At 35.9% G+C, this 24,168-nt stretch carries 19 protein-coding genes; 11 read left to right on the top strand and 8 right to left on the bottom strand.

The window, feature by feature from the left end; translation table 11 throughout:
- Window position 1: 1 nt before the first annotated feature.
- From GYY69_RS10785 to GYY69_RS10750, 8 genes are all read left to right on the top strand, one after another.
- Window positions 2-718 (top strand): ABC transporter ATP-binding protein, encoded by a 717-nt coding sequence (locus GYY69_RS10785; RefSeq protein WP_174797677.1) that lies wholly within the window; start codon window positions 2-4, stop codon window positions 716-718.
- Window positions 719-721: 3 nt separating this feature from the next.
- Window positions 722-1,945 (top strand): ABC transporter permease, encoded by a 1,224-nt coding sequence (locus tag GYY69_RS10780; RefSeq protein WP_174797676.1) that lies wholly within the window; start codon window positions 722-724, stop codon window positions 1,943-1,945.
- Window positions 1,935-3,518, top strand: coding sequence for an SUMF1/EgtB/PvdO family nonheme iron enzyme (locus GYY69_RS10775; protein WP_202985004.1), 1,584 nt, complete (start codon window positions 1,935-1,937; stop codon window positions 3,516-3,518). The genes GYY69_RS10780 and GYY69_RS10775 overlap by 11 nt, the downstream gene beginning before the upstream one ends.
- Window positions 3,518-4,207 carry a hypothetical protein gene (locus tag GYY69_RS10770; RefSeq protein ID WP_174797675.1) on the top strand — a complete coding sequence of 230 codons (690 nt, stop codon included), beginning with the start codon at window positions 3,518-3,520 and terminating at the stop codon, window positions 4,205-4,207. The genes GYY69_RS10775 and GYY69_RS10770 overlap by 1 nt, the downstream gene beginning before the upstream one ends.
- Before the next feature lie 2 nt (window positions 4,208-4,209).
- Complete coding sequence (locus GYY69_RS10765) at window positions 4,210-4,692, top strand: hypothetical protein (protein WP_174797674.1); 483 nt, start codon at window positions 4,210-4,212, stop codon at window positions 4,690-4,692.
- Window positions 4,693-4,761: 69 nt separating this feature from the next.
- Window positions 4,762-6,144: a VWA domain-containing protein gene (locus GYY69_RS10760; protein ID WP_174797673.1), complete on the top strand. Its 1,383-nt coding sequence runs from the start codon at window positions 4,762-4,764 to the stop codon at window positions 6,142-6,144.
- 125 nt (window positions 6,145-6,269) lie between these two features.
- A complete protein-coding gene (locus tag GYY69_RS10755; RefSeq protein ID WP_174797672.1) occupies window positions 6,270-7,718 on the top strand; it encodes a VWA domain-containing protein in 1,449 nt (482 codons plus the stop codon).
- A 1,114-nt stretch (window positions 7,719-8,832) separates the two neighbouring features.
- Entirely contained in the window at window positions 8,833-10,455 is a 1,623-nt protein-coding gene (locus GYY69_RS10750) for a hypothetical protein (protein ID WP_174797671.1), read from the top strand.
- Between the two features lie 361 nt (window positions 10,456-10,816).
- Here GYY69_RS10750 and gyrB read toward each other — a convergent pair whose 3' ends face one another.
- The 7 genes from gyrB to GYY69_RS10715 form a co-directional block, all read right to left on the bottom strand.
- Window positions 10,817-13,228 (bottom strand): DNA topoisomerase (ATP-hydrolyzing) subunit B, encoded by a 2,412-nt coding sequence (gene gyrB, locus GYY69_RS10745; RefSeq protein WP_174797670.1) that lies wholly within the window; start codon window positions 13,226-13,228, stop codon window positions 10,817-10,819.
- Window positions 13,229-13,270: 42 nt separating this feature from the next.
- Entirely contained in the window at window positions 13,271-14,344 is a 1,074-nt protein-coding gene (gene recF / locus GYY69_RS10740; RefSeq protein ID WP_174797669.1) for a DNA replication/repair protein RecF, read from the bottom strand.
- Between the two features lie 48 nt (window positions 14,345-14,392).
- Window positions 14,393-15,496, bottom strand: coding sequence for a DNA polymerase III subunit beta (gene dnaN, locus GYY69_RS10735; RefSeq protein ID WP_174797668.1), 1,104 nt, complete (start codon window positions 15,494-15,496; stop codon window positions 14,393-14,395).
- 15 nt (window positions 15,497-15,511) lie between these two features.
- The gene (gene dnaA, locus GYY69_RS10730; RefSeq protein ID WP_174797667.1) at window positions 15,512-16,870 is read right to left on the bottom strand and encodes a chromosomal replication initiator protein DnaA; all 1,359 of its coding nucleotides are present in this window, start codon (window positions 16,868-16,870) and stop codon (window positions 15,512-15,514) included.
- A 167-nt stretch (window positions 16,871-17,037) separates the two neighbouring features.
- Window positions 17,038-18,138 (bottom strand): porin OmpA, encoded by a 1,101-nt coding sequence (ompA, locus tag GYY69_RS10725; RefSeq protein ID WP_174797666.1) that lies wholly within the window; start codon window positions 18,136-18,138, stop codon window positions 17,038-17,040.
- Window positions 18,139-18,333: 195 nt separating this feature from the next.
- Entirely contained in the window at window positions 18,334-19,242 is a 909-nt protein-coding gene (locus GYY69_RS10720; protein WP_174797665.1) for a recombination-associated protein RdgC, read from the bottom strand.
- Between the two features lie 110 nt (window positions 19,243-19,352).
- Complete coding sequence (locus GYY69_RS10715; protein ID WP_174797664.1) at window positions 19,353-20,102, bottom strand: MipA/OmpV family protein; 750 nt, start codon at window positions 20,100-20,102, stop codon at window positions 19,353-19,355.
- A 183-nt stretch (window positions 20,103-20,285) separates the two neighbouring features.
- Here GYY69_RS10715 and GYY69_RS10710 point away from each other — a divergent pair, with 183 nt between their 5' ends.
- The 3 genes from GYY69_RS10710 to GYY69_RS10700 all read left to right on the top strand — a co-directional run bounded on the left by GYY69_RS10710 (window position 20,286) and on the right by GYY69_RS10700 (window position 23,688).
- A complete protein-coding gene (locus GYY69_RS10710) occupies window positions 20,286-21,695 on the top strand; it encodes an aspartate aminotransferase family protein (protein WP_141669987.1) in 1,410 nt (469 codons plus the stop codon).
- A 74-nt stretch (window positions 21,696-21,769) separates the two neighbouring features.
- The gene (locus GYY69_RS10705; protein ID WP_174797663.1) at window positions 21,770-22,819 is read left to right on the top strand and encodes a GNAT family N-acetyltransferase; all 1,050 of its coding nucleotides are present in this window, start codon (window positions 21,770-21,772) and stop codon (window positions 22,817-22,819) included.
- Window positions 22,816-23,688, top strand: coding sequence for an arginase family protein (locus GYY69_RS10700; RefSeq protein ID WP_174797662.1), 873 nt, complete (start codon window positions 22,816-22,818; stop codon window positions 23,686-23,688). Before GYY69_RS10705 ends, GYY69_RS10700 begins: the two co-directional genes overlap by 4 nt.
- Window positions 23,689-23,765: 77 nt before the next feature.
- On the opposite strand, the gene GYY69_RS10695 is transcribed toward GYY69_RS10700, so the two are convergent.
- Entirely contained in the window at window positions 23,766-24,167 is a 402-nt protein-coding gene (locus tag GYY69_RS10695; RefSeq protein ID WP_174797661.1) for a DMT family transporter, read from the bottom strand.
- Between the last annotated feature and the right edge of the window lies 1 nt (window position 24,168).

Raw genomic sequence — 24,168 nt, 5'->3', positions numbered from 1 at the left:
CATGTTAAATATTAATCGATTATCGATTTCACGCTCAACAGGTAAGTCTTTTTTTAGCGTTTGCCTGCCGACGCTTACTGTCCAAGCGGGGGAAGTTGTTGTTATTCAAGGTGATAGTGGCTCGGGTAAAAGTACTTTACTTGAAATGGTAGGAATGATTTTAAAACCAGACCAAATTGATGGTTATAACTTAATTGTTGATAATTATGATATTGATATCGCAAAGCTAATCAAGCAAGATAAAATTGAAGAACTTGCTGATATTCGCGCTCAACATTTAGGATTTATGCTGCAAACAGGTGGATTACTGCCATTTTTGACGATTCGTGACAACATTTTATTATCGTTGAAGTTATTACAAAAAAAAGTGGATAATAGCCGGTTTGATTATCTAGTGCAAAAACTCAATATCGTTCATTTGCTCAATAAATATCCTAAACAGTTATCAATTGGTGAAAGGCAACGAGCTTCTTTTATTCGTTCGATTATTCATAAACCAGCGTTGTTACTTGCCGATGAGCCGACTTCGGCATTGGATCCCTATAATGCGAATTTATTGTTTGATTTAATTATTGAACAAGCTCAGCAAGATAACATTGCTGCCATGATTGTCACACATGACTGGCAACGCATAGCTGACAAAGGATTATTGACTTTATCAGCTAAGTTAACCTCGGCACAATCATCAGAATTTTCACCGTTACAAGATAAGGCGTAAAAAATGACTAAAGCAATATCAAAATGGTTACTTGTTACTCGTTTATCGTTAGCGGACTTATGGTATGACAAAAAAGTATCATTTTGTATTATTGCCTCAGTAATATCAGTGATTACTCCCTTGTTATTGTTATTTAGTTTAAAGTACGGGGTTGTTTCGCAGCTTCGAGAACAATTACTCAGTGATCCTCAAAATTTAGAAGTAAAAATTGTGGGGAATTTGCAACTTAAAGATGAAATGTTTAAGTGGATAAAACAGCAACCTGAAACAGCTTTTGTGATTCCACTCACACGTTCATTAAATACGCAAGCTGATTTAATGAAAGATACTAGCCATTTCGTCAATAATGCCGAAATTATTCCCACGGCTATAGATGATCCAATAACAAAAAATTTGCCATTACCGAATAATAAAAAGCAAATTTTATTAAGTTCATTATCAGCCGAAAAAATGAAAGTCATGATGGGAAGTCGTGTGAAAATGGTGATCACAAGGCAGCTTGATGGAAAACTTGAAAAAGGAATGACTGAATTAGAGGTAGTTGGCATTATTCCCGAAAATCGTTATAGCCGTGCAGCGGCTTTTGTCTCTTTAGATTTACTGATTGATATGGAAAACTATTATGATGGATATCAAAGTGATGTTTTTGTGACTTCTACTGGACAATTAAATCCACCTAATCATACTTCGTTTGCGCGAGCCCGTATTTATGCGGACTCGTTGGATAATGTCGCACCATTAGCATACAAATTACGAGAAAAACATATTGAAACACGTACCGAGGCTAATGCAATTGAAAACATGCAAGCGATTGATCGAGTGCTTAATTTTATTTTTAGCGTTATTGCCATTACGGCAGTATTGGGGTGTGTTTTATCGTTTACTGGTTCATTTTTATCGAATATTGAACGTAAACGTAAAGATATTGCTTTTATGCGATTACTTGGATTTCGCTCGAAAGGCATTATGCTTTATTTAATTAACCAAGCAATGATTTTGAGCTGTTTCGCTTTTATAATCTCTTGTGGGCTGTTTGCAGTAGGAAATTGTGCTTTTAATTTAGTTTTAGGTAAAAATTTGCTTTCACAATCCGTTGTGAGTCAATTACAATTTTATCATCTTGTTATTGCATTTTTAATGACTTTATTTATTTCAACGGGCATTGTGGTTATAGGAGGGCGACGTGCTATTCAAATTCAACCAGCAGAAAGCTTACGTGAAGCATAATTATACCCGATTAGCTTGTTGGGGATTGGCTACAATTAGCTTACTACCGGCATTAAGCTTTGCTGAACCTTGGGACAGTAAATTTTATAATCCCAAGCCTGCAAAAGATGATGTAATTTTACCGATGCCATGTGACGGTAGTTTAGTGATGAAAAAGGTATTTACCCCTACCAATAAACCGCTAGATGATGTCAAAGTCATTTTAGGAAGCAATCAAAAAGAGCTCGGTTTTGCCGAGTATGCCACGCCCAATTATATTGCTGGTAGCTTTTCTGACTCAGGTAAAGAGCGCTATTATTTGATAGGTAAATATGAGATTACCACATTGCAATATCAATCCGTCATGAATGATACTTGCCCAACTCCTAAAGTGAATCTTTCCTTTCCTATCACGGATATTAGCTGGTTTGATGCTATTGCTTTTACAGATAAATATAATCGTTGGTTAATTGAAAACCAGTCAAAAATAAAATCAATTAATTTACCTAATGGCTATGTCCGTTTACCCAATAATACGGAATGGGAATATGCCGCGCGTGGTGGTTCAAAAGTGACAGAATCAGAATTTCGTGAATCACGGTTCCCTATGAGCAAAAATCTTGAAAATTATGCATGGTTTTCTGGTGCCAAGTCTGCTAATGGTAAATTGCAACTTATTGGTAGGTTAGATCCTAATCCGCTAGATCTGTATGATATTTTAGGTAATGCGAGCGAAATGATGTTTGATTCGTTTAGAATGAATAAACTTGATCGCTACCATGGCCAACAAGGGGGAATGATTGTCCGTGGGGGGAGCTATTTAACGCCCGAATCTTCAACTACTAGTGCTTTTCGTATTGAAAAGCCTTTCTATGATGATAAAAGTGCCTATAAAAGTAAAGATGTTGGATTTCGCTTAGTTTATACAACTGAAGTGATGAATTCGAACGACAAAATCAAAGAGCTAGACAAAGAATGGAGTCAATTAGGTAGTGAAACGGACAGCGCAAAAAATGGTAATGTTGTCAGCGAGCTTGAAAAAATTACTAAACAAGTTGACGATGAAAAAACAAAAAAAGAATTAAATCAACTCAATGCTCTTTTACGTAGCGCCAATCAAGCGCGCGATGAGCAACGAGATCGTTCTATTCAATCAGCATTACAATTAGGTGCATTTTTGTGTGCTAATGTTTCAGATTTGAACGGCAAGTTTGAGTATAATGATAATTTATACAAAACAATGATCAATGAAGTTTGTGATCTAAAAGAAACCGATACTGTGGCCGATGACAATATGTGCTCAAAAGTGAAGCTAGATAATTTAAAGCAGGTTGTTGATGAGTCTAAAAATGCACGGGACTTTATATTGAAATATTATGCTGATACGATTGTTAATACGGCATCAAATTACGAGAAAAATACGATTAATGATCAAGTCAAATCAACACAATTTATTCTAGAAAATAGCGGTAAAGCGAATATGAGCGATTATTTAAAACTCTATTTCAAACATATTAATCAATATATTGAATCGGGGAAGATCGAGCGAACAGCTTGGCTACAAACGTGTAATGAGATAAAAGGAAAAAAATGATGAATAAAATTATAGTAACACTGACTTTATGTATATCGCTTATTTTAACAGGGTGTCAAGGTACAGGGCGTGTGAGTTCTAGAAATGTCGATCCTGCATTAACCAAAAGTAATACGGCCAAATTTTTTAGTAAATCAGCGTGGCAGTCTTGTGCTATTGGTGCTGGTTTAGGTGGTATTGGCTGTATGTTAGCTGGCGGTAAAACAGGGGTATGTCTTGCCTCTGCGGCGGTAGGTTGTGGTGTATTGATGGGCGCTAACTATTATCTTGATAGTAAGCGAGCTGAATATGCTGATGACGAGATGCGTCTAGATGTTTATATTCAAGACGTGCAAAAGAACACCTACGAAGTACAAGCGGTGACCGAAACAGCTAAAGCGGTATTAGATAAGAATTTAGCAACACTTAAAGTATTAAATAATCAAATAAAAAATGACACGGTCAATAAAAAACAAGCACAAAATGATTTGACTCAAATTGATGCAAATATTGCCTATTTAAGAGATAAATTAAAACGCATGAAAAAAGTTGAAAATGATTGGGTTTCAATATCATCTGAAGAACGACAATCAGGTGTTAGAGTATCAAGACTGGATCAACAAATCAGTCAATTGCATAAACAAATTGCAGTACTTGAAAATCAAATTAATCTTGTTACTAAACAACGTTCAGCAGTTAAGGTTAGCTAATTATGAAAAAAAGATATCTTTTATTACTCAGTCCATTTATTTTTTTAGCCGGTTGTTCAACTACGCCTGAACAGTGCGATCCAACTAATACCAACATTGGAATTATGGATAAAATCAGCTGTAATTATTCAGGGAATTATCAGGCTCGAATTGATCACAAAAAACAAATTCTAGAAGATGAAGTAAGAGCTAATCAGCAGTTTAAAGAGATTTATGCCGCTATCGAGAAGCAAAAAAAAGCTACTTCGTTAAGCATTAAACAAAAACAGGCACAGCAGCAAAAGTTGAAAACGGATTTAACTAAACTAACCAATGAAGTAAAACAAAAAGCCAAAGGACGTGACGATCTACAGGCTCAAGTGAAAGATATTGAACAGCAACTAAATAAAGTGAACAATTCAAATAGTTCTGAACTTGAAAAACAAGTTGAGTTAGATAAGTTAAATAAAAAACTTCAACAATTGCAAAAAGCATTAAACATATAAATATATTTCTTGCTTAATTAATGTGTAGACAATAAAAGCAGAAGTTAAATAAAAGGAAATAAATTAGCAATGCAGCGTATAACAAGAATTATTTGTGATCATCATCATCCCGAAAAGATGTCTTTATTTGATCAATATAATTCTTTGCTAGCATTGCTAAAACCGTATTTAACTGAGCGCACTTTTTCGATTTTTGCAATAGCAAGATTGATTGATGATAATCAATATATTGGTTGGTACACCCCTTTAGAAGGTCAGCCTATCTTATTGAGTGAAATTAGTGATCAATCACATAAAGCTAAGATAGAAAACACGTTACAAAATCGTATTAACGATATCGAAGCTGTGGTTAAGTTAATGTCATTAACGGCTGAGCAGCAGGCATTTATTTCATCATGGTTACCTAGAATTAAAAGTTTAGGTAATCATATTTATGTGATTAATGATGAACCAGTTATTGTTAATACCTTTGAAGATCCTATTTTACCAGCACCTGCCCCAGTTATTCCGCCAAAATCATTTTGGCGTTGGTGGCATTTTTTACTTTTAGCCTTATTACTCCTTGGTTTACTCGGCATTCTTTGGTATTTCTTTTGCCCATATGCAAAAGAAAAGCCTGCGATTGCTGAGGTTGAGCCCGCCATTACTCAGCCTGTTGCAGAAAAGAAACCAGATCCAGTTGTTGAGCTACCCAAAGAGGAACAACCTGTTGTAAAATCGGAGCCTGAACCGATACCAGAGCCAGCACCTAAAAATTGTATTACTCGTGAAGAGATTGCTAATAATACTGACAAGCCTAAAATGGTTATGATATTTGACAATTCAGCCTCGATGACATTGACTTTGATGGAATCTCAAGCGTCCATTAATCAATACTTGCGTGCTGATTGGTATTCAATGACCGAACAAGAAGCTGATGCATACGAAAAACGCATGACACGTTTGCCTAATCGTCTATCAAGTAGTAAAAAGGTTGCATTGTCGACTATTGATAAAATACAACCTGATGTTAATATTGCGTTAGTCACCCTTTCTGCTTGCCCTGCTGCACAAACGACCTCGTTCTATCATTATGAAAATAGAGGTAAGTTAAAAACTAAAATTAGTCGGTTAAATCCATTAGAAAATAACAGTGCAACGCCTTTATACAGTGGTATAAAACAAGCTAGTAAAATGCTTGATGGTGTAAATCATGATGATTACATCTTAGTGATTAGTGATGGCGAAGATAATTGTACCAAAGCGAATATTTGTGCTTTAGCCAGCAAAATCGCCAATGAGCAACCTCGTCTCAAAATCAATATTGTCGATATTGCTGGACAACATAAGATTGACTGTGTTGCGAATAAAACTGGGGGTAAAGTTTATATTGCTCAAAGCCCAACACAGATAGTTGAACAAATGAATAATGCTGTTTCGAATATGAATATAAGTAAACCGATATGCGAATAATTATTTTCAAATAATATTAGATAATCAATATCTCGTTTTTGATATATCGATTGGTAAAAAACGATTCAAGTTTATTGCAATTTTAGTATAAGAATAATAGTCAACTGTAAGGAATTAAATCAATAATGCAACGAATAACACGGATAGCCTTTGATTATAATAACCCAGAGAAGATTTCTCTATTAGAACAATATCATTCTTTACTATTATTATTAAAATCACATTTAACCGATCGCACTTTTTCGATTTTAGCATCACCAAGGTTAATTGATAACAATCAATATCTAGGCTGGTATACTAATCTTGAAGGACAACCGCTTTTACTTGATAGTATTGCCCACAAATCGCATAAAAATAAGATAACCAAAACGTTACAAACACGTATTAATGATATTGAAAATGCTATTAAACTAATGCCATTAAGTGATGAAGAGCGAAGTTTAGTTTCAGCATGGCTTCCAAGAATTAAAAGTTTAGGCAATCAAATTTATGTGATTAATGATGAACCGGTTATTGTCAATACCTTTGAAGAACCGGTTTTACCTGCAGCAGCCCCTGTTATTCCACCAAAGCCATTTTGGCGTTGGTGGCATTTTTTAATCTTAGCCTTATTGCTTGTTGGTTTACTTGGTATTCTGTGGTATTTATTTTGCCCATTTGGTAAACAAAAAACAGTTGTCCCCGATCCTATGGCTATCATTGCACCGGCTGTTATAGTGAAGAAACCCAAACCGACACCTGAGGCTGTTACTGAACCAAAAGATCCCGTGCCAGAAGAACCTACGCCAATTGCAACATCTGAGCCTAAACCAGAACCGGTACCTGAGTCACCGCTAGCGCCAAAGGTAAAAAATCCACCTAACTGTATTACTAAAGAAGATATGAATAAAGATCCTAACCCATCTAAAATGGCAATAGTGTTTGATAATTCATTATCGATGACAGTAACGTTAAATGAATCGCCATCAGCGGTTGAGCAATACTTTCAATATTTGACGTATGGTTATGGTCGTAATATGTCAGAGCAAGAAAGAATTAAATACGAAAAGCGTATGACTCGCTTACCAACTCGTTTATCAAGTAGTAAGAGTGTGGCTACTTCAAGCATTGATAAGATACAACCAAACATAGGTATTTCACTGGTAACGCTGACGAATTGCCCAGCAGCGAATGTATCGCCATTTTATAATTACTCTAATAGGGCATCACTAAAGCATAAAATTAAACAATTAACACCCACCGCAGCAGGCGGGGGCGGAACGCCTTTATATAATGGTCTAGAAAAAGCCAGTAAAATGCTAGATGGGGTAAAACGTGACGACTATATTCTGATTATTAGTGATGGCGAAGATAATTGTACAAAAAGGAATATTTGTACGTTAGCTAACTATATAGCTGCACAAAAACCACGATTAAAAATTAATATTGTTGATATCGCTGGCGAACACAAAATAGACTGTATCGCCAATGCAACGGGCGGAAAAGTATACATTGCGCAAAGCCCTAAAGATATGATTAAACAAATGAATAAAGCGGTTTCAAGTTTGAAAATTAACAGGCCTGTGTGTCAATAAATAACATTCTAGTCAACGTCCGATTTGGCGAATTTTATGCGAAACAAAATAAAGCCTAGCCAAAAAAGGATGTTTGGCATGGTTATATTTTGTCAGGAACGAATCATGTGAGTGCGTTAAAACCGAGTGTTGGCGGACAAAATTTCTGGAAAAATTTGAACATTTTAGCAAAGCAAAGATGGCATCGAAGAGGCGAGTATCAATATGATACGAGTAAATATAAGTAGGCTACATTCTGTAGCTAAGCGTGGGATTGTTAAGGGGAATTTGCTAATTCTCATAGTTTGGACATTGTTACTGTTGCTATTTATTCAACCAAAAGGTTAAAACTTCCGAAACCCAATTAGCTCAAACTATAGTTAAAAACCACTTCCTCTAAAGCATCAAAAAACATTCAGTGAGATCATTTATTTAATTTTTTTATTTTGTCGTTTTTAATAAAATTAAAATATTTCAATATGTTAATTATTTTCGAAAAACTTAATCGAAGTCACATTTAAATAATTATTACCAAAATCCACGAAAAAAGGAGTCAAGCGTTTTTAAAACGGTTATACTTTCATCGATTTTAAAAATCAGCAGATTTAACAAACAAATATAGATAAAATAAAACAAAATTTTAGTTTACTGTAGTAACCTATATCTTAAATTTATCCAATAACCCTATTGGACGAGTTTTTATACGAACCTCGTTTATATCTTCGAAATTATCTCGAAAAGTCTCTCTGGCGTTGGGATTGTTATTATTGTTGTATTTATGGCGTTTATAGGCATTACCCGCTAACAATAAGTAGGTGGGTTATAATACTGCCACCGTCAAAATGGGCTGTTATCAAATTCGTAAAGCTGATTCTGCAATTTGATGAGGGAAGTAATAATTGATATGACAATCTTGGCTATGCAGGTTCTGATAACATATGGAACCTAGGGGATTCCTATTTCAATCAACCTACCCTAAACTTTTTGACATTACTTATTAATCTTTCAATAAAAGGGTGGTTAAATTTTTTTAAATCGTTATACTTTTTATATTAAAAGATTAATTTAGCTTAATTTATTAGCTAATAATTATGAAAAATCAAATAAAAACAAAACAATTGATATACAGGATGTTATGCAGTATAACTATAGCCAACAGATCTGGCAGCATTATGTTTTAAGCATTTCTAAATACCACTTGAGTCAAACATTAAGCTTCGGGATCATTTTTACCCTAAACTTATTTAATACACACACACAAGATTGCCCCCCATTCTTGCTAATTAGTTTTCGTAAACAGCTAAGTGTTAGTCTGAAGCAGCAATTACAATTAGCGGAGCTATCACGGCAACGTTTATCGTGTATATCTGGTTTAACTTTATGGTTATTTAAAATCCCTTTTACATTAGTGCCATTGTTGCTGTTACCGTGTGCAGCAAATGCAGAAATGTTATCAGCCAGTACTTCACATGTCATTGAAGGCTCCGTTCCCTATTTTACATTTGATGGGGGGATAACCAAAGCTAATCAGACCGATGGCTTGTTAAGTATCAAGTTATCGGATGCTACAATAATCTCACCAATGAGCAATACCTCTTCATTATCAAACCCAATAGTGTTACCTAATGCTAGCGATACGTTTGCTAATGTTGTCATGTTGTTACCAACAACAAGGAACTCAATAAGTTTGAACACACTGGTTAGAGCTCCGTATAACTATTGGGGTGATGATGATGGTGATGGGCAGGGAAGAAGAGGTATAACAGCAACAGGCCGGTTAAGAGTTCGGATCTATGATAAAAATAATCGAACAGTTCGTCGTGTTGATACTTTAGATATTTGCAATGCACCTTATAAAATGGAATTAAGTAATACCAATGGCAGTTTAAAGACGCAGTATGGTGTGCCAAATCAAGCTATTTTTGGTGTGAGTGCTGTAACTTACTACTTCACCCCAGAATCGTCTGCTAAAGTTTGCTATGCCAAGCCAGAATTGCAAGAAAGTATAGGTCGATACGCCGGTCCTACTGAAATGTGGGATACAAGGAAAGGGTTTATTCCCCAATCAACCTCGCCATCATCATACAATAGTAACTTTCCTACTACCGGTGCAAATGGTTTATATTTTGATTTAGACATAGGGGGAAGAGGGGCTCTCACTTGGCCATCGATTACTCATGGCGGTATCACTGTCACCATGACTCCCAATGCGAATGGGACAACTGTGCGCGTTACTTTAACGGGACCTGCGTCAACCAAAGATGAACAGAATGCTGATTTGCCTGGGCCGCTTCAGGCCGGAATACCAAACTTACCGCAAACATTCGAGCTAAAGGGATACGATAGTAGTGGTAAAGAAGCGGTAAAATATGGATTTGAATTGCAGAAGTGGTTTGTTAACCGTGGAGTTAAAACAGCAGAAGCCGCCAACCAAGAAGCTTGGTGTTCAAGCATAGGCTATCGGATTATACAAGTCAAAGACGTCACCAATGCGAGCTGTGATGGTAGCAGTAGTTGTCAAAATGCAGTTGGTGCCATACCTTCATCAAGGGGGAATAATTACCATCGCCGAATAGGTGGTGGTTTGTTTAGTGAGTGGGCTCGCCTAGCTAATTATAGTGGTTCAGGCTTTAGTAATCTTAGCTATTGGACAAGTGATGTGATAGGGGATCGTCTATTTCATGTATACTCGTACAATGGACGGGTTTACCGTGCTGACCCTATCGGTAACTATTACGGGGTGTGCGTTTATCCTTAGTTTTTAGTTCTGAGCTGTTAATTCTTGTACGAATTAACAGCCAATTAAGTTAAAAAAACAAAGAAATCTTTTTTGATTTAAGTGGCTACACGCCAACAAAGTTGGCAAGCCATGCTTTTTTGTATCTAAACAGCAGAAGCGCTTTTCTAATATAAAAAATATCCAATCAAAGAGAACCTAAAAATCCATTTTTATACTTAAACACATAGTTACCTGAAAATTTTTGACAAGAATTTTAATTTTTCCAGCAAAAGCCTAATTTAGGTTATAGTTACATTTTTTTAGAGTTAGTTATACCTTTATTCAATAAAAAACCAGACATACGTCTGGTTTTTCTGTTTGTTTTTTATAGCAGTAATATTTAGAAATCTAAATTAGCTGCTTTAAGGGCATTTTCTTCAATGAATAATCGTCGAGGTTCAACTTCATCGCCCATAAGGGTTGTAAACAATTGATCTGCTTCAATGGCATCTTTGATGGTGACTTGTAACATACGGCGACTGGTTGGATCCATGGTTGTTTCCCATAATTGTTCTGGGTTCATTTCGCCAAGACCTTTATAACGCTGAATAGTTAGGCCGCGACGTGATTCTTTAATTAACCAATCAACTGCTTCTTCAAAAGAATTAACGAGTTGTTTACGTTCACCACGTTGAATAAATGCACCATCTTCTAGTAAATCTTTTAATTGTGCACCAAGGTGGCAGATATTACGGTATTCATTGCTATGGATAAAGACCTGATCTAATGGATAATTTGTATCAACGCCATGGGTTCTTATTTTTATAATTGGCACATACAGTTGTGCTTTTTCATTATATTCAGCTGAATAAAGATAGCTGCTGCCATGTTGCTCTTTATTCGATAGTTTTTCAACAATGGTTTTTGCCCAATTTTCAGCCTGCTGTTGATTTTGCAAAATACTTTCGTTTAATACATCATGATAAACCAATTCAGAAAGTAGCGCTTTAGGGTAACGACGCTCCATTTTGGTAATCAGTTTTTCGACTTTTTGATATTCGGCAATTAGTTTTTCTAACGCTTCGCCTGCAAGGGCGGGTGCATGGTCATTGACATGTAATGAGGCATCTTCAAGGGCCAAAGCAATTTGAAACTGCGTCATTGCTTCATCATCTTTGATATATTGTTCTTGCTTGCCTTTTTTGACTTTATATAAAGGCGGCTGTGCAATATACACATAGCCACGTTCTATGATTTCTGGCATTTGGCGATAAAAGAACGTTAGTAATAGAGTACGTATATGTGAACCATCGACATCGGCATCGGTCATGATAATAATGCTATGGTAACGCATTTTATCTGGATTATATTCATCACGGCCAATACCACAACCTAACGCAGTAATTAACGTTCCCACTTCTTGCGATGAAAGCATTTTATCAAAACGGGCTTTTTCGACGTTTAATATCTTACCTTTTAGCGGTAAAATTGCTTGATTTTTACGGTTGCGTCCTTGTTTGGCCGAGCCCCCCGCAGAGTCCCCTTCCACTAAGTAGAGTTCAGATAGCGCTGGGTCTTTTTCTTGGCAATCGGCAAGTTTACCCGGTAATCCACCTAAGTCTAAAGCGCCTTTACGGCGTGTCATTTCTCGCGCTTTGCGAGCGGCTTCTCGAGCTCTTGCTGCGTCAATGATTTTTCCGACGACGATCTTGGCATCACTTGGGTTTTCAAGAAGATATTCTGCTAATTTTTCACCCATGACGGATTCAACCGCTGATTTAACTTCTGATGACACTAATTTGTCTTTGGTTTGTGATGAGAATTTAGGATCAGGGACTTTAACTGATACAACCGCGATGAGACCTTCACGCGCATCATCACCAGTGGCACTAATTTTCGCTTTTTTGCTGTAACCTTCAGCTTCCATATAGTTGTTTAATGTGCGCGTCATTGCACCACGGAAACCGGCTAAGTGTGTACCGCCGTCTCGTTGGGGGATGTTGTTAGTAAAACAATAGATATTTTCTTGGTAGCCATCGTTCCACTGCAGTGCCACTTCGACGCCAATATCGTCTTTTTCTGTGCTGAAATAAAATATTTTAGGATGAATAGGATTTTTATTTTTATTTAAATATTCAACAAAAGCTTGGATACCGCCTTCGTAATGATAATGTTCGTTTTTGCCAGTGCGTTCATCAAGTAATCTGATAGATACGCCGGAGTTTAAGAAAGACAATTCACGTAGTCGTTTTGCTAAGATTTCATAAACAAACTCAATATTGGTAAAAGTTTCAGGACTTGGCCAGAAGCGAACATAGGTACCTGATTCAGTAGTTTCGTCAATCACTTTGAGTGGTGCTTGTGGTACACCTAAATGATAAATTTGTTGGTGAATTTTACCATCACGATAAATCACTAATTCTAGTTTATCCGATAAAGCATTTACCACTGAAACACCAACACCGTGTAAGCCACCGGATACTTTATAGGAATTGTCATCAAATTTACCACCTGCATGTAGTACGGTCATAATAACTTCAGCCGCTGAGATACCTTCTTCCTCATGAATGCCAGTTGGAATACCGCGACCATCGTCACGGACAGAAACAGAATTATCGGGGTGAATCGTCACTTCGATATGGTGACAATAACCTGCTAATGCTTCATCAATGGCATTATCGACTACTTCAAAAACCATATGGTGAAGTCCTGTTCCATCATCAGTATCACCAATATACATACCTGGACGTTTACGGACAGCATCAAGCCCTTTGAGTACTTTAATGCTAGAAGAATCATAAGAATTAGACATGGATTTCTCGACTTATTTGATTGTTTATATCATTCTATAAATTTACGAAATTATACCAGATTTTATGTGAAAAATCTTATCATTTTCATCGATCATATGGGTAATTTGCGCTTGGTTAACTGCGGTAATAAATACTTGTGAATTAGCTAATTTTAAACGTTTGGCTAACAGTTCTCGTTTATTGTTATCGAGTTCAGAGGCAAAATCATCAATCAAGTAAACACAAGCTTGGGTACTTTGCTTTGAGTAATATTCACCTTGAGATAGGCGTAAAGCACACATTAACAGCTTTAATTGACCACGTGATAACAAATCTTCAACTGGAATATTGTCGACACGTAATCGAATATCCGCTTTATGAGGCCCGACTGATGTGTAATTAAGGAGTTTGTCTCGCTCATATTGTTTGTATAATATTTCAGCATAGCCAGTGCTATGTTCCCAACCTTGATAATATTGGCAATTAAGCTGATACTCAGGTAAAAAGTCATGGCAAGTTTTTATAATTTCGGGGAAAATCTGTTGCGAATAATCCGCTCTAATGTGGCTAATTTTTTCAGCAATGGGGGCGAGTTCTTTATCCCAAGGTAATAATTGATTATAACTGTGGGATTGCTTTAATAATGCATTGCGCTGTTTAAATAAGCGTTTTAGATTATTCCATAAATGAACAAATTCTGGATAATGATGAAAGCATCCCCAATCAATAAATGCTCGACGATATTTGGGACCTCCACTCAATAAATCAAACCCTTCAGGTGTAATTAACTGTATAGGTAATAATTTGGCTAAATCGGCGAGTCGAAAACCTTCGTCCCCGTCGATTTTGATTTTATTTTCGCTATTACGTGACTTTGCAAGACCAATGGAATGGACTTGTTGATGGGTATTTTTTATTTCACTAAATAATACAAGCTCTGGTTGTTCATGCTGAATAATTCGATTTGATTGAGTATGTCTAAAAGCGCGACCATGGCCAAGCATATAAATAGCTTCAAGTAAGCTCGTTTTTCCACTGCCATTATCACCAACAATGAAGTTGAAATGTGGCGATAAAGACAGTTGCGCATGATCAATATTACGGAAATGATGAATGTTGATTTTTGAAAGAGTCATATGCCTTGAATGATGCCGGCCGAAGCCGGATAATTAAATGAGATTTGATTATAAGCGCATTGGCATAACAACATAAGTAGCGGTCTGATTGTTGATATCTTCTATTTGTACACTTGATGTTGCATCAGTTAAGAGCAGTTGTACGCTATCACATTTCAATGTATTTAATATATCAAGTAAATAGGTTACATTGAAGCCAATCTCAAGCTCTGCTGATTGATATTTTACGTCAATAACTTCTTCTGCTTCTTCCTGTTCTGGGTTATTTGCGGTGATTTTTATCTGATTGTTATGGACATAAAGTCGAATACCACGGAATTTTTCGTTGGATAAGATCGCAACACGTGATAGGGCGTTTCTGAGTTCTTCGCAAGATACTTCAAGTGGTTTATCAGGATTGCGTGGTAATACGCGTTTGTAGTCAGGGAACCTTCCATCAATGAGTTTTGATGTGAAGGTGAAATCACCAAGATTAACACGTAAATTATTATTACCAATTTGCATATTGATTAATTCGTCGTTATCACTAACCAGTTTAGCAAGCTCAAGTACCCCTTTCCTTGGTAAAATGACCGAACAAGAAGTTTTAGTATCTTGCTCAATAGGTTGTGCACATAAAGCTAATCGATGCCCATCTGTGGCAACTGATTTTAATAAACCATCTTCAATTTCAAATAACATGCCATTTAAGTAATATCTTACATCTTGGTTAGCCATTGAAAATTGCACTGCATCAATAAGGCGTTTAATGGTTTTTTGTGGAATGGAAAGATCAACATCGCTTTGCCAATTTTCTAAATTAGGAAAATCGCTAGCGGGCAGTGTGGATAAAGAAAATTTACTACGACCTGATTGGATCATCAATCGGTTATCATCAACGCTTATCGAAATTTGGGCATTATTAGGTAGGTTTCGACAGATATCGAGAAATTTCCTTGCGGGCACCGTTGTTGCACCTGGTTCGCTTGGTTCAACTAATGGTAAATGCGATATCATTTCTATTTCAAGATCAGTTCCCGTCATCGATAGTGTGTTATCGCTCACCTGTAATAGTAAATTACCCAAAATAGGTAGTGTAGGGCGACTACTCAATGGCGCACTGACAAGTTGCAATGGTTTAATCAGTTTTTCACGATCTATAATAAATTTCATAGTATTGATTCTTTTTTAAGTTGATAAAGTTCGAATTAAATTGGAGTAATCTTCTTTAATATTATTACTTTCTTCTTTTAATTCTGCAATCTTTCTACATGCATGTAATACTGTTGTGTGATCTCTTCCACCAAAGCCATCACCAATTTCAGGAAGGCTTTTGTTAGTGAGTTCTTTGGCAAGTGCCATTGCCATTTGTCGTGGTCTTGCAACAGAACGAGAGCGACGTTTAGAAAGTAAATCTGATACTTTAATTTTATAGTATTCGGCAACCGTTTTTTGAATGTTTTCAATGGTAACCAGTTTTTCTTGTAAAGCCAGTAAATCTTTTAAGGCATCTTTAACAAAATCAATGGTAATGGTTTTGCCAGTAAAATTAGCATTAGCAATGACTCGATTAAGTGCCCCCTCTAACTCACGAACATTGGAACGTAATCGTTTAGCAATAAAAAAAGCAACTTCTTCAGGTAACTTGATATGATTTTCTTCGGCTTTTTTCATTAAAATTGCAACCCGCGTTTCCAGTTCGGGTGGCTCAATTGCAATAGTTAATCCCCAACCAAAACGCGATTTTAAGCGATCTTCAACGCCATTTATTTCTTTAGGATAGCGATCCGAGGTTAAAATAATTTGTTGATTGCCCTCTAATAATGAATTGAAAGTATGAAAAAATTCTTCTTGCGATCGCTCTTTATTTGCAAAAAATTGAATATCATCAATAAGCAAGGCATCAACTGAACGATAGTAATTTTTAAATTCTTCAATAGCATTATTTTGTAGCGCTTTTACCATATCTTGCACAAAGCGTTCTGAATGCATGTAGACAACTTTGGCATTGGCTTTTTCTGCCATTATTTGATTGCCAACCGCATGTAATAAATGGGTTTTACCTAAACCGGTAGAACCATATAAAAATAATGGGTTATAAGCTTTTCCTGGGTTTTCAGCTACTTGTTTTGCCGCAGCAACCGCAAGTTGGTTGGATTTACCTTCAACAAAGCTATTAAAAGTGTGTTTATGATTAATACCTGAATGGTAGACATGATTGCTATTTGTTTCTTTTGTTGTTTTCCATGCAGGTACTACTTCGGTTTTGCGTTGACTACTTTGCAATTTTTTATCGGTAGATACCGTTGAACCAACTTCAAGAAATAATTTTAAAGAATCATCATTAAAAAGTTGGTTTAATAATTGGGATATAGTCGTTAAATATTTATTTCTTACCCAATCTAGAACAAATCTATTCGGTGCATAAATATAGAGTTTATTATCGACCATTTCCGCTTGCAACGGACGAATCCATAAATTGAATTCCGTTGTTGGGATTTCTTCTTGTAATTGAGAAAGGCAATCTTGCCAAATAGCGGTAGGCACGGCAACTCCTTCAACTTTGCTTACTAACAATACTATGCAGTATTATAATCCCTTTTGTGGATAATTTGTAGAGCTAAGGTGATATATAATTCAGTTGTTAACAAATAAAGAGATGTAAAAAACCCGGCTTTTAACCGGGTTTTAATGAACAACTTAGAAAACAAAAATTAATTTGTTGAATCAGTTACTTGAACTTCTTGAACGTTACGTGCTTTAACTTCAATTTCAACACGACGATCTGGTGCTAAACATGCTTTTAAGCTAGCGCCACGAAGTGCATTACATTTAGTACCAGTAACTGGTTGAGATTTACCCATACCACGTGCACTGATTAGGTCAGCTGGAACACCTTTAGATACTAGATATCTCATGACTGAGTTAGCACGTTGTTCTGATAGTTTTTGGTTATAACTAACTGAACCGATACGGTCAGTATGACCAATTACTACAACTGCGCTTTCAGTTGGTTTGATTTTAACTAGGTTTGTAAGCAAGTTGTCTAATGCTTGACGACCTTCAGCTTTTAAGTCAGCTTTTGCATAAGCAAATAGTACATCTTCATTTAATACATAACGGTTTTCTTGCGTTTTTAACTCAACTGGTGCTGGAACAGCTGGGGCACCTAAACGGTAAGTAATACCTAAACTTACAGTTCCTGCATCAGGAGATGCATCAGTTTTAGTATGAATGTGATTAACATATTGGTATTCTAAACGAGTAGAAAAGTCTTCGGCGAAACGATAGTCAAGACCTAATGCATAAACAGGAGATAGCTTAGTTTTTGTGCCACCGCGACCGTATTCTTCTTTGATATCTCCACTATTTTTCCACTTAGCAATAGTCATCATTCCACCAGCACGACCATAGATATCTAAATCGTCAGAGATGAATGATAATGGATAGCTTAATTTACCAGTTAATGAAACACCTTGTGCAGAGATCTTGCTATTGCCCGCTTTAGTTTTATCATCAGTCCAAGTTCTTTTATATTTAGCTGAACCTAACCAATCATAACCTAATTCAAAGGCTAAATAAGGGTTTGCTTGGAATCCAAGGAAAGCACCACCAGCAATATTGCTACGATTTGAAGTTTTAATACCAACTTCGTCTTTATCAAAGCCACGAACCTTATTTGCATCTAGTTTATAAAGTTCTGACCAACCTAATTTAGCACCTGTATAAATAGTGTTGTCTTCGTATGCTGCGTTAGCGGAAGTAGCTGTTAAACTTGCAACTGCAATTGCTAGAGCTAGAGTAGTTTTTTTCATTTTATTGCCTCAACTTATATGTTGTTATAGACGATGTTTAGTTTCTTTATTGTTTAAAATTTACTTCAAATAAAAAGAACTATGACTTATTTTTATATAATTATGTTACCCATAATCTGGTGCCTAGTATAGCATAGATAATAGGCAAATCTATAATTATTGCTATCGCAATAAAAAAATATTTAAATAATTTTATCAGATGATTTTGTTAATTGTTATGTAAAAGTCATGAATAGTATTAGCTAATGAATTAGCCATAATAAAGAAGTCAGCTTCTAGTCTTTGATCTAATTCATCTGAGCCGATATCTTCATTTTCGTCTAAAATAACCGAATCAAATTTAATTCGTTTAAATGTTAAGTCATTATTGACGATAAAGCTGACTCCCCTTTCATCAATAATTTTAATTTTAGTGATCCATTTTCCTGAATCAAAATGGACACGCATTTCATCGCCGGTGATTTCTTGATTTTTACAACTGATAATCCCATTACCCTCAAGCGGATCTTTAAGTTCGGCTTGGTCACCCAATAAAAATGGTGGGAATGTCAAGTTTTCTTTAGCCCATGTGGTCATGACCTGCTCAAGTGGTTTATCAATTGATAAAGGTGTTAAGGCAAGTGAACCAAGCTCTTTACGTAAAATAGCTAAGATATCTTCTGCTTGTTTAAAGCTACTACAGTCAACAATAATACGTTTATTTTGTGTATCGATCCATAACCAATAGTAATTATATTTACTAAATGCTCTTGGCATTAGATCAATCATGACTTCGTCTTTTAAGGTGGCTTTTTCGTTTTTGGTCAGTTTTCTACTTAAAGCTTGTTCTTGCTTATCGATTTTCTCTAATAACGCTTGTTTAATTACGGGAGCGGGTAATATTTTTGTTTCTTTTTTGATGCGTAATAATAAATGCCCTTGCATATCAATAATAAAAGCACTGTCATTATTATCATGATAAGGCGACACCCAACCCATTTTGGTGGTATCTAAATTACCACAGGGAGTAAAAGGATGAGATTTTAGTGCTTTTTCAATTGCATCTTTATTAAGTAATGTATCATTATTAAGTTGATAAATGATGGCATTTTTAAACCAAAGCATACTTTTCTATTTCCTGAATTTTTGTGATAAAGATTTTATTTTGTTTAAACAAGTCACCACTTATAGTGGATGAGTCGTGATATTTATTATTGAATATCAATGTATATTCATTAAAAGTTATAAGATACCCCCATATAAATCGAAGTTACAGTGCTATTGCTAACCATTGGGCTATCGGCCGCATCACCGGTTAATTTATCGATATGAACACCACCAAAAGTCGCCATGTTTTCGGTTAATGAATATTGTGCAGCTATTTCAGCATAAGGCGTCAATGAGTTATCTGCATTAAAGTATGGTAATCCTGAACGGGCGGATTCTTTATGAGAAACACCATAATAATAATCATTATGTTTGCTGTTGGACCAATTTATACCAATGGTAGGCGCAACAATTAAATTGCCTTGCATATAAGGAACGGTATAATCTGCATTGACTAAAATACTATTACTTTTATTTAGTACATCCGCCCCGACGCTACTAGAAAAACTTCCCCAATTGGTATCAATGGAATATTCGATTTCTGCAAGTAGTGTTGAATGGCGACTATTAAGTTGCCTTAATTGGCGATTATCTGAATCATGTGGTTTAAATTCATTAGATAAATAACGAGCGCCAATGGAGATGCTTTGATTATCTTCATTATACGCATAAACACCAGCCGATAAGTCATCAATAAAAAATAAGTCATTATCATAATCAATATGACCGATAGGGTAATAATTAGCGCTATAACTTTTATAAGGTGAATTTGCCCAACCAATACCAGCACCGATGGAAATGGGATTAGCTAACGCATTTTTGGCGGCGCCTAAAACGATGATTGACAAAATAGAAAGTGCACAAGCTGTTTTTTTCATTTTTTATACCCATATATAAAAAGTGATCTCCTGTCGCTAGTAACACAAACTTTAATATCGTTTATTTTGCTGTTTCGCTTATCGTCACACAATCTATACATTAATTGTACATTGTAACAAACCAATTTCTTGAATAATAATGCCACATTTTATCGTGTTTGAATATGGATTAGTGAGATAATTATGAGTAAACCAACTTTAGAAATGATTAACAGTCGTCCTGATGATGCGACATTGTTAGCGGATGAAGCTAAATATTGTTCTTTTGGCGATACCGTGCATTATGTTGAACCACCAAAAATCTTTGATGGTTGTGAAGGTAGTTACATGTATGATAAAGAAGGTAAAGCTTTTCTTGACTTACAAATGTGGTATTCTGCGTGTAACTTTGGTTATGCTAATGAACGTTTAAATAATGTGCTTAAAAAGCAAATTGATACTTTACCACAGTGTGCTAGCCAATATTTGCATCCAACTAAAATTGAATTAGCCAAAACCATTGCCCAAGGCATGGAAAAACGTTTTGGTTATGAAGGACGAGTACATTTCAATGTGGGTGGTTCACAATGTATTGAAGACTCTTTAAAATTGGTTCGTAATGCATCTGGCGGTAAATCGTTAATGTTTGCTTTCCAAGGTGGATACCATGGCCGTACTTTAGGGGCTTCATCCATTACATCAAGTTATCGTTATCGTCGTCGCTATGGTCATTTTGGTGATCGTGCTATGTTTGTTCCATTCCCATACCCTTTCCGTCGTCCAAAAGGAATGACAGCAGAAGAATATGGTGAACATTTGGTGGCTGAATTTGCGCGTTTATTTGAAACCGAATACCACGGTGTTTGGGATCCAAAAGTTGGACAAGCGGAATATGCAGCGTTTTATGCCGAACCTTTACAAGCAACAGGTGGTTATATTGTTCCTCCTCGTAATTACTTTAAAGGTCTTAAAAAAGTATTAGATCAGTATGGTATTTTATTAGTCGTTGATGAAATCCAAATGGGCTTTTACCGTACCGGTAAACTTTGGTCAATTGAACACTTTGATGTCAAACCTGATGTTGTGGTTTTTGCTAAAGCATTAACTAATGGTCTTAATCCGCTAGGTGGTTTATGGGCACGTGAAGAATTAATTAATCCACAAGTATTCCCAGTTGGTTCAACTCACTCAACTTTTGCCTCAAATCCACTTGGTACAGCAGTTGGTCTTGAAGTATTAAAAATGACTTCTGAAACCGATTACGAAAAAATGGTCATGGAGAGCGGTGCTTACTTCCTCGAAGGTTTAAAAACACTTGAGAAGAAACACAAAGAGATCGGCGAAGTTGATGGTTTAGGTTTAGCGCTGCGTGCTGAAATCTGTACTGAAGATGGCTTTACAGCCAATAAAGCACTTGTTGACAAAATGGTTGATATTGGTATGTCCGGTGATCTTGATTGGAAAGGTACCAAAATGGGCTTAGTGTTGGATATTGGTGGTTACTATAAAAACGTGATTACCTTTGCGCCATCGTTACACATCTCTCGTCAAGAAATTGATCAGGGTATTGAACTGTTGGATCAATTAATTACCCGAGCTAAAAAAGAGCTTTAATTATTTTATTTTCATTTTCCCGTCAATGTCTATTGGCGGGACCGCGAGTTACAGCCAATCTTATATTTAACGTTATGAAATATATCAATCAGTTAGAACCCAATGAATTAATAGACAATTTTCTAGCTCATCCTCCACAAGAATTTTCCGCATGGCTGAGTGAAGATGGTGTGCCTGTTTTTTCTGCCAAGTTTGATCTTCTTACTACTGCAGATGATGATTTCAGACATAAAATTCAAAAACTGCCTTTTTACCATAAATGGCAGCGCTATTTACAACCCAATACTTGTTTTGTTGGCGCAACTGTTTCGGAATATGCGTTACTAAATGATAAAGTGGATGCTAATCAATTAGCACAACATCTTAAAATGGCTTATGCTAAGCAATATCCTTTTTTGATTGTTAAAGATATACCTGTCGCATCGCCTTTACTGAGTGAAAAAGAAAATGATTATTCAATGCATCTTATTTCGTCATTAAAAAAACAAGGTTTTATTGAAGTTGAAGGGCAAGCATTAGCTTGGCTACCGATTGATTTTGCCAATATGGATGAAATTTTTTCACGATTTTCTTATAGTCGACGTAAAAATTTTAGGCGAAAACTAAAATCACGAGAAAAATTAGTGATTAATATGTTGCATAGTGGTGATGAGTGTTTTTATGACCAAGCGGTTTTAGATGAGTATTATCAATTGTATCTTAATGTTTATCAGCAAAGTGAAATCCATTTTGACTTATTGACTAAACCTTTTTTTACTCAGTTGTTACAAAGCAAAACCCAAAATGCGCATATTGTGACTTATTACCATGATGATAAGTTGGTGGGATACAATATTTGTTTTGTTGTCAACAATATGCTTGTTGATAAGTATATCGGTATGGTTTATCCACAGGCAAGAGAGCTCAATCTCTATTTTGTAAGCTGGTTTGTAAATCTTGAATATGCTTTGCAGCAAGGATTTAGTCATTATATTGCGGGTTGGACCGATCCTGAAGTAAAAGCATCACTAGGTGCAAAATTTACTTTTACTAAGCATCTTGTTTATATTCGTAATCCATTATTCAGAATTATATTACGTAGATTGATTGGTTTCTTTGAAAGTGATAAGGAGAAAGTAGCATGACCTGTCCTATTATTCTCAATTTTGATAGAAGCGTGGGTGATATTTGTTATGCTCAAACGGTTGATGTTACGCAGTGGCAAGATACAATTCGTTTTGGTTGCACTAAGAAACAATTTAGCCAATTTAAACAGGTATTACAGCAATCTTTACCCGAAAGCCATGGCACGGTATTAATGGGCAGTGGTGATTTTCATCATATTTCATTACTACTTATTGAACGTTTAGCAAAGCAATATTCCGCAGATAATCCGATCCAAGTTGTGATTTTTGATAATCATCCAGACAATATGCGCTATCTATTTGGTGTGCATTGTGGATCATGGGTTAGTTATGTGGCAAGTTTGCCGTTTGTGAGTCATGTACATGTGCTAGGCATTACCTCTCATGATATTGGTATAGCACATTTTTGGGAAAATAGATGGAAACCGCTGCTTCATAAAAAATTGACTTACTGGAGCTTAGATATCAATGTCGCATGGGCAAAAAAAATTGGCTTAGGACATGCTTTTAGACATTTTTCCACACCAGATGACCTTATTGCTAACTTCTTATCCGAACAATATCATAGCGCACAACCAGTCTATTTATCGATTGATAAAGACGTATTAAGCGAAGAGGTGATTCACACCAACTGGGATCAAGGCAAACTACAAACGTATCATCTGCTTGATACTATATCGTCAATTAAACCTAGAATTATCGGCAGTGATATTACGGGGGAACTGTCAATATGGCAGCCATCAAATTGGTTTAAACGTTTACTCAGTTCGCTTGATAAACAACCGACCATATCACCCAATAACCTTATAAATTGGCAACAAGAGCAACATCAACTTAATTTGACATTATTAAAAGCATTAGCGGTATAAATTGGTGTGAAAAACTTTCAGGAAAGTAGGCGTTTAAGTATAAAATCTTACCTACCTTTCCTTATTATAATTGGAACTTAACGTTGATGATAGTGTGAATCTTGTTTCGATAATTTGCTTTCTGCTAACGCCAAAAAAAGAATGCCTGAAACAATGAGTATTGTACCAATTAACTTGAATAAGGTGATTGGTTCGTTAAACAACCAGATCGAAACAATCATGACAGTCACAATTTCAAAGTGTGATGCCGCAAAGGCAGGGCCTACAGGGGCTTTTTTTAATAACGTCATCCAAGTGAAGAAAGTCAGAATATAGCCCACTATTGAAATATAAATCCAAGGATTAGTAAATACGCGAATTAACCATTCAAGGCTCATCTCTAAAGGTTGCGCTTCAACCGCTGTTAATTTAAAACTACATTGCGCAATTGTGTCAAAAAAGAGCAATACAGAAAAACCAATTAAGTAAAATCTAGCCATA

The sequence above is a fragment of the Gilliamella sp. ESL0250 genome, assembly GCF_013345045.1.
GTDB lineage: Bacteria > Pseudomonadota > Gammaproteobacteria > Enterobacterales > Orbaceae > Gilliamella > Gilliamella apicola_H.
Note: the sequence above shows the minus strand (reverse complement) of the source record. Positions and strands in the feature narration are given on the sequence as shown.

Bases quoted from the DNA above. Each gene is read 5' to 3' on its own strand.
- GYY69_RS10785 (WP_174797677.1), top strand. From the start codon at position 2: ATGTTAAATATTAATCGATTATCGATTTCACGCTCAACAGGTAAGTCT.
- GYY69_RS10780 (WP_174797676.1), top strand. From the start codon at position 722: ATGACTAAAGCAATATCAAAATGGTTACTTGTTACTCGTTTATCGTTA.
- GYY69_RS10770 (WP_174797675.1), top strand. From the start codon at position 3,518: ATGAATAAAATTATAGTAACACTGACTTTATGTATATCGCTTATTTTA.
- GYY69_RS10765 (WP_174797674.1), top strand. From the start codon at position 4,210: ATGAAAAAAAGATATCTTTTATTACTCAGTCCATTTATTTTTTTAGCC.
- GYY69_RS10760 (WP_174797673.1), top strand. From the start codon at position 4,762: ATGCAGCGTATAACAAGAATTATTTGTGATCATCATCATCCCGAAAAG.
- GYY69_RS10755 (WP_174797672.1), top strand. From the start codon at position 6,270: ATGCAACGAATAACACGGATAGCCTTTGATTATAATAACCCAGAGAAG.
- GYY69_RS10750 (WP_174797671.1), top strand. From the start codon at position 8,833: ATGCAGTATAACTATAGCCAACAGATCTGGCAGCATTATGTTTTAAGC.
- gyrB (WP_174797670.1), bottom strand. From the start codon at position 13,228: ATGTCTAATTCTTATGATTCTTCTAGCATTAAAGTACTCAAAGGGCTT.
- recF (WP_174797669.1), bottom strand. From the start codon at position 14,344: ATGACTCTTTCAAAAATCAACATTCATCATTTCCGTAATATTGATCAT.
- dnaN (WP_174797668.1), bottom strand. From the start codon at position 15,496: ATGAAATTTATTATAGATCGTGAAAAACTGATTAAACCATTGCAACTT.
- ompA (WP_174797666.1), bottom strand. From the start codon at position 18,138: ATGAAAAAAACTACTCTAGCTCTAGCAATTGCAGTTGCAAGTTTAACA.
- GYY69_RS10720 (WP_174797665.1), bottom strand. From the start codon at position 19,242: ATGCTTTGGTTTAAAAATGCCATCATTTATCAACTTAATAATGATACA.
- GYY69_RS10715 (WP_174797664.1), bottom strand. From the start codon at position 20,102: ATGAAAAAAACAGCTTGTGCACTTTCTATTTTGTCAATCATCGTTTTA.
- GYY69_RS10710 (WP_141669987.1), top strand. From the start codon at position 20,286: ATGAGTAAACCAACTTTAGAAATGATTAACAGTCGTCCTGATGATGCG.
- GYY69_RS10705 (WP_174797663.1), top strand. From the start codon at position 21,770: ATGAAATATATCAATCAGTTAGAACCCAATGAATTAATAGACAATTTT.
- GYY69_RS10700 (WP_174797662.1), top strand. From the start codon at position 22,816: ATGACCTGTCCTATTATTCTCAATTTTGATAGAAGCGTGGGTGATATT.
- GYY69_RS10695 (WP_174797661.1), bottom strand. From the start codon at position 24,167: ATGGCTAGATTTTACTTAATTGGTTTTTCTGTATTGCTCTTTTTTGAC.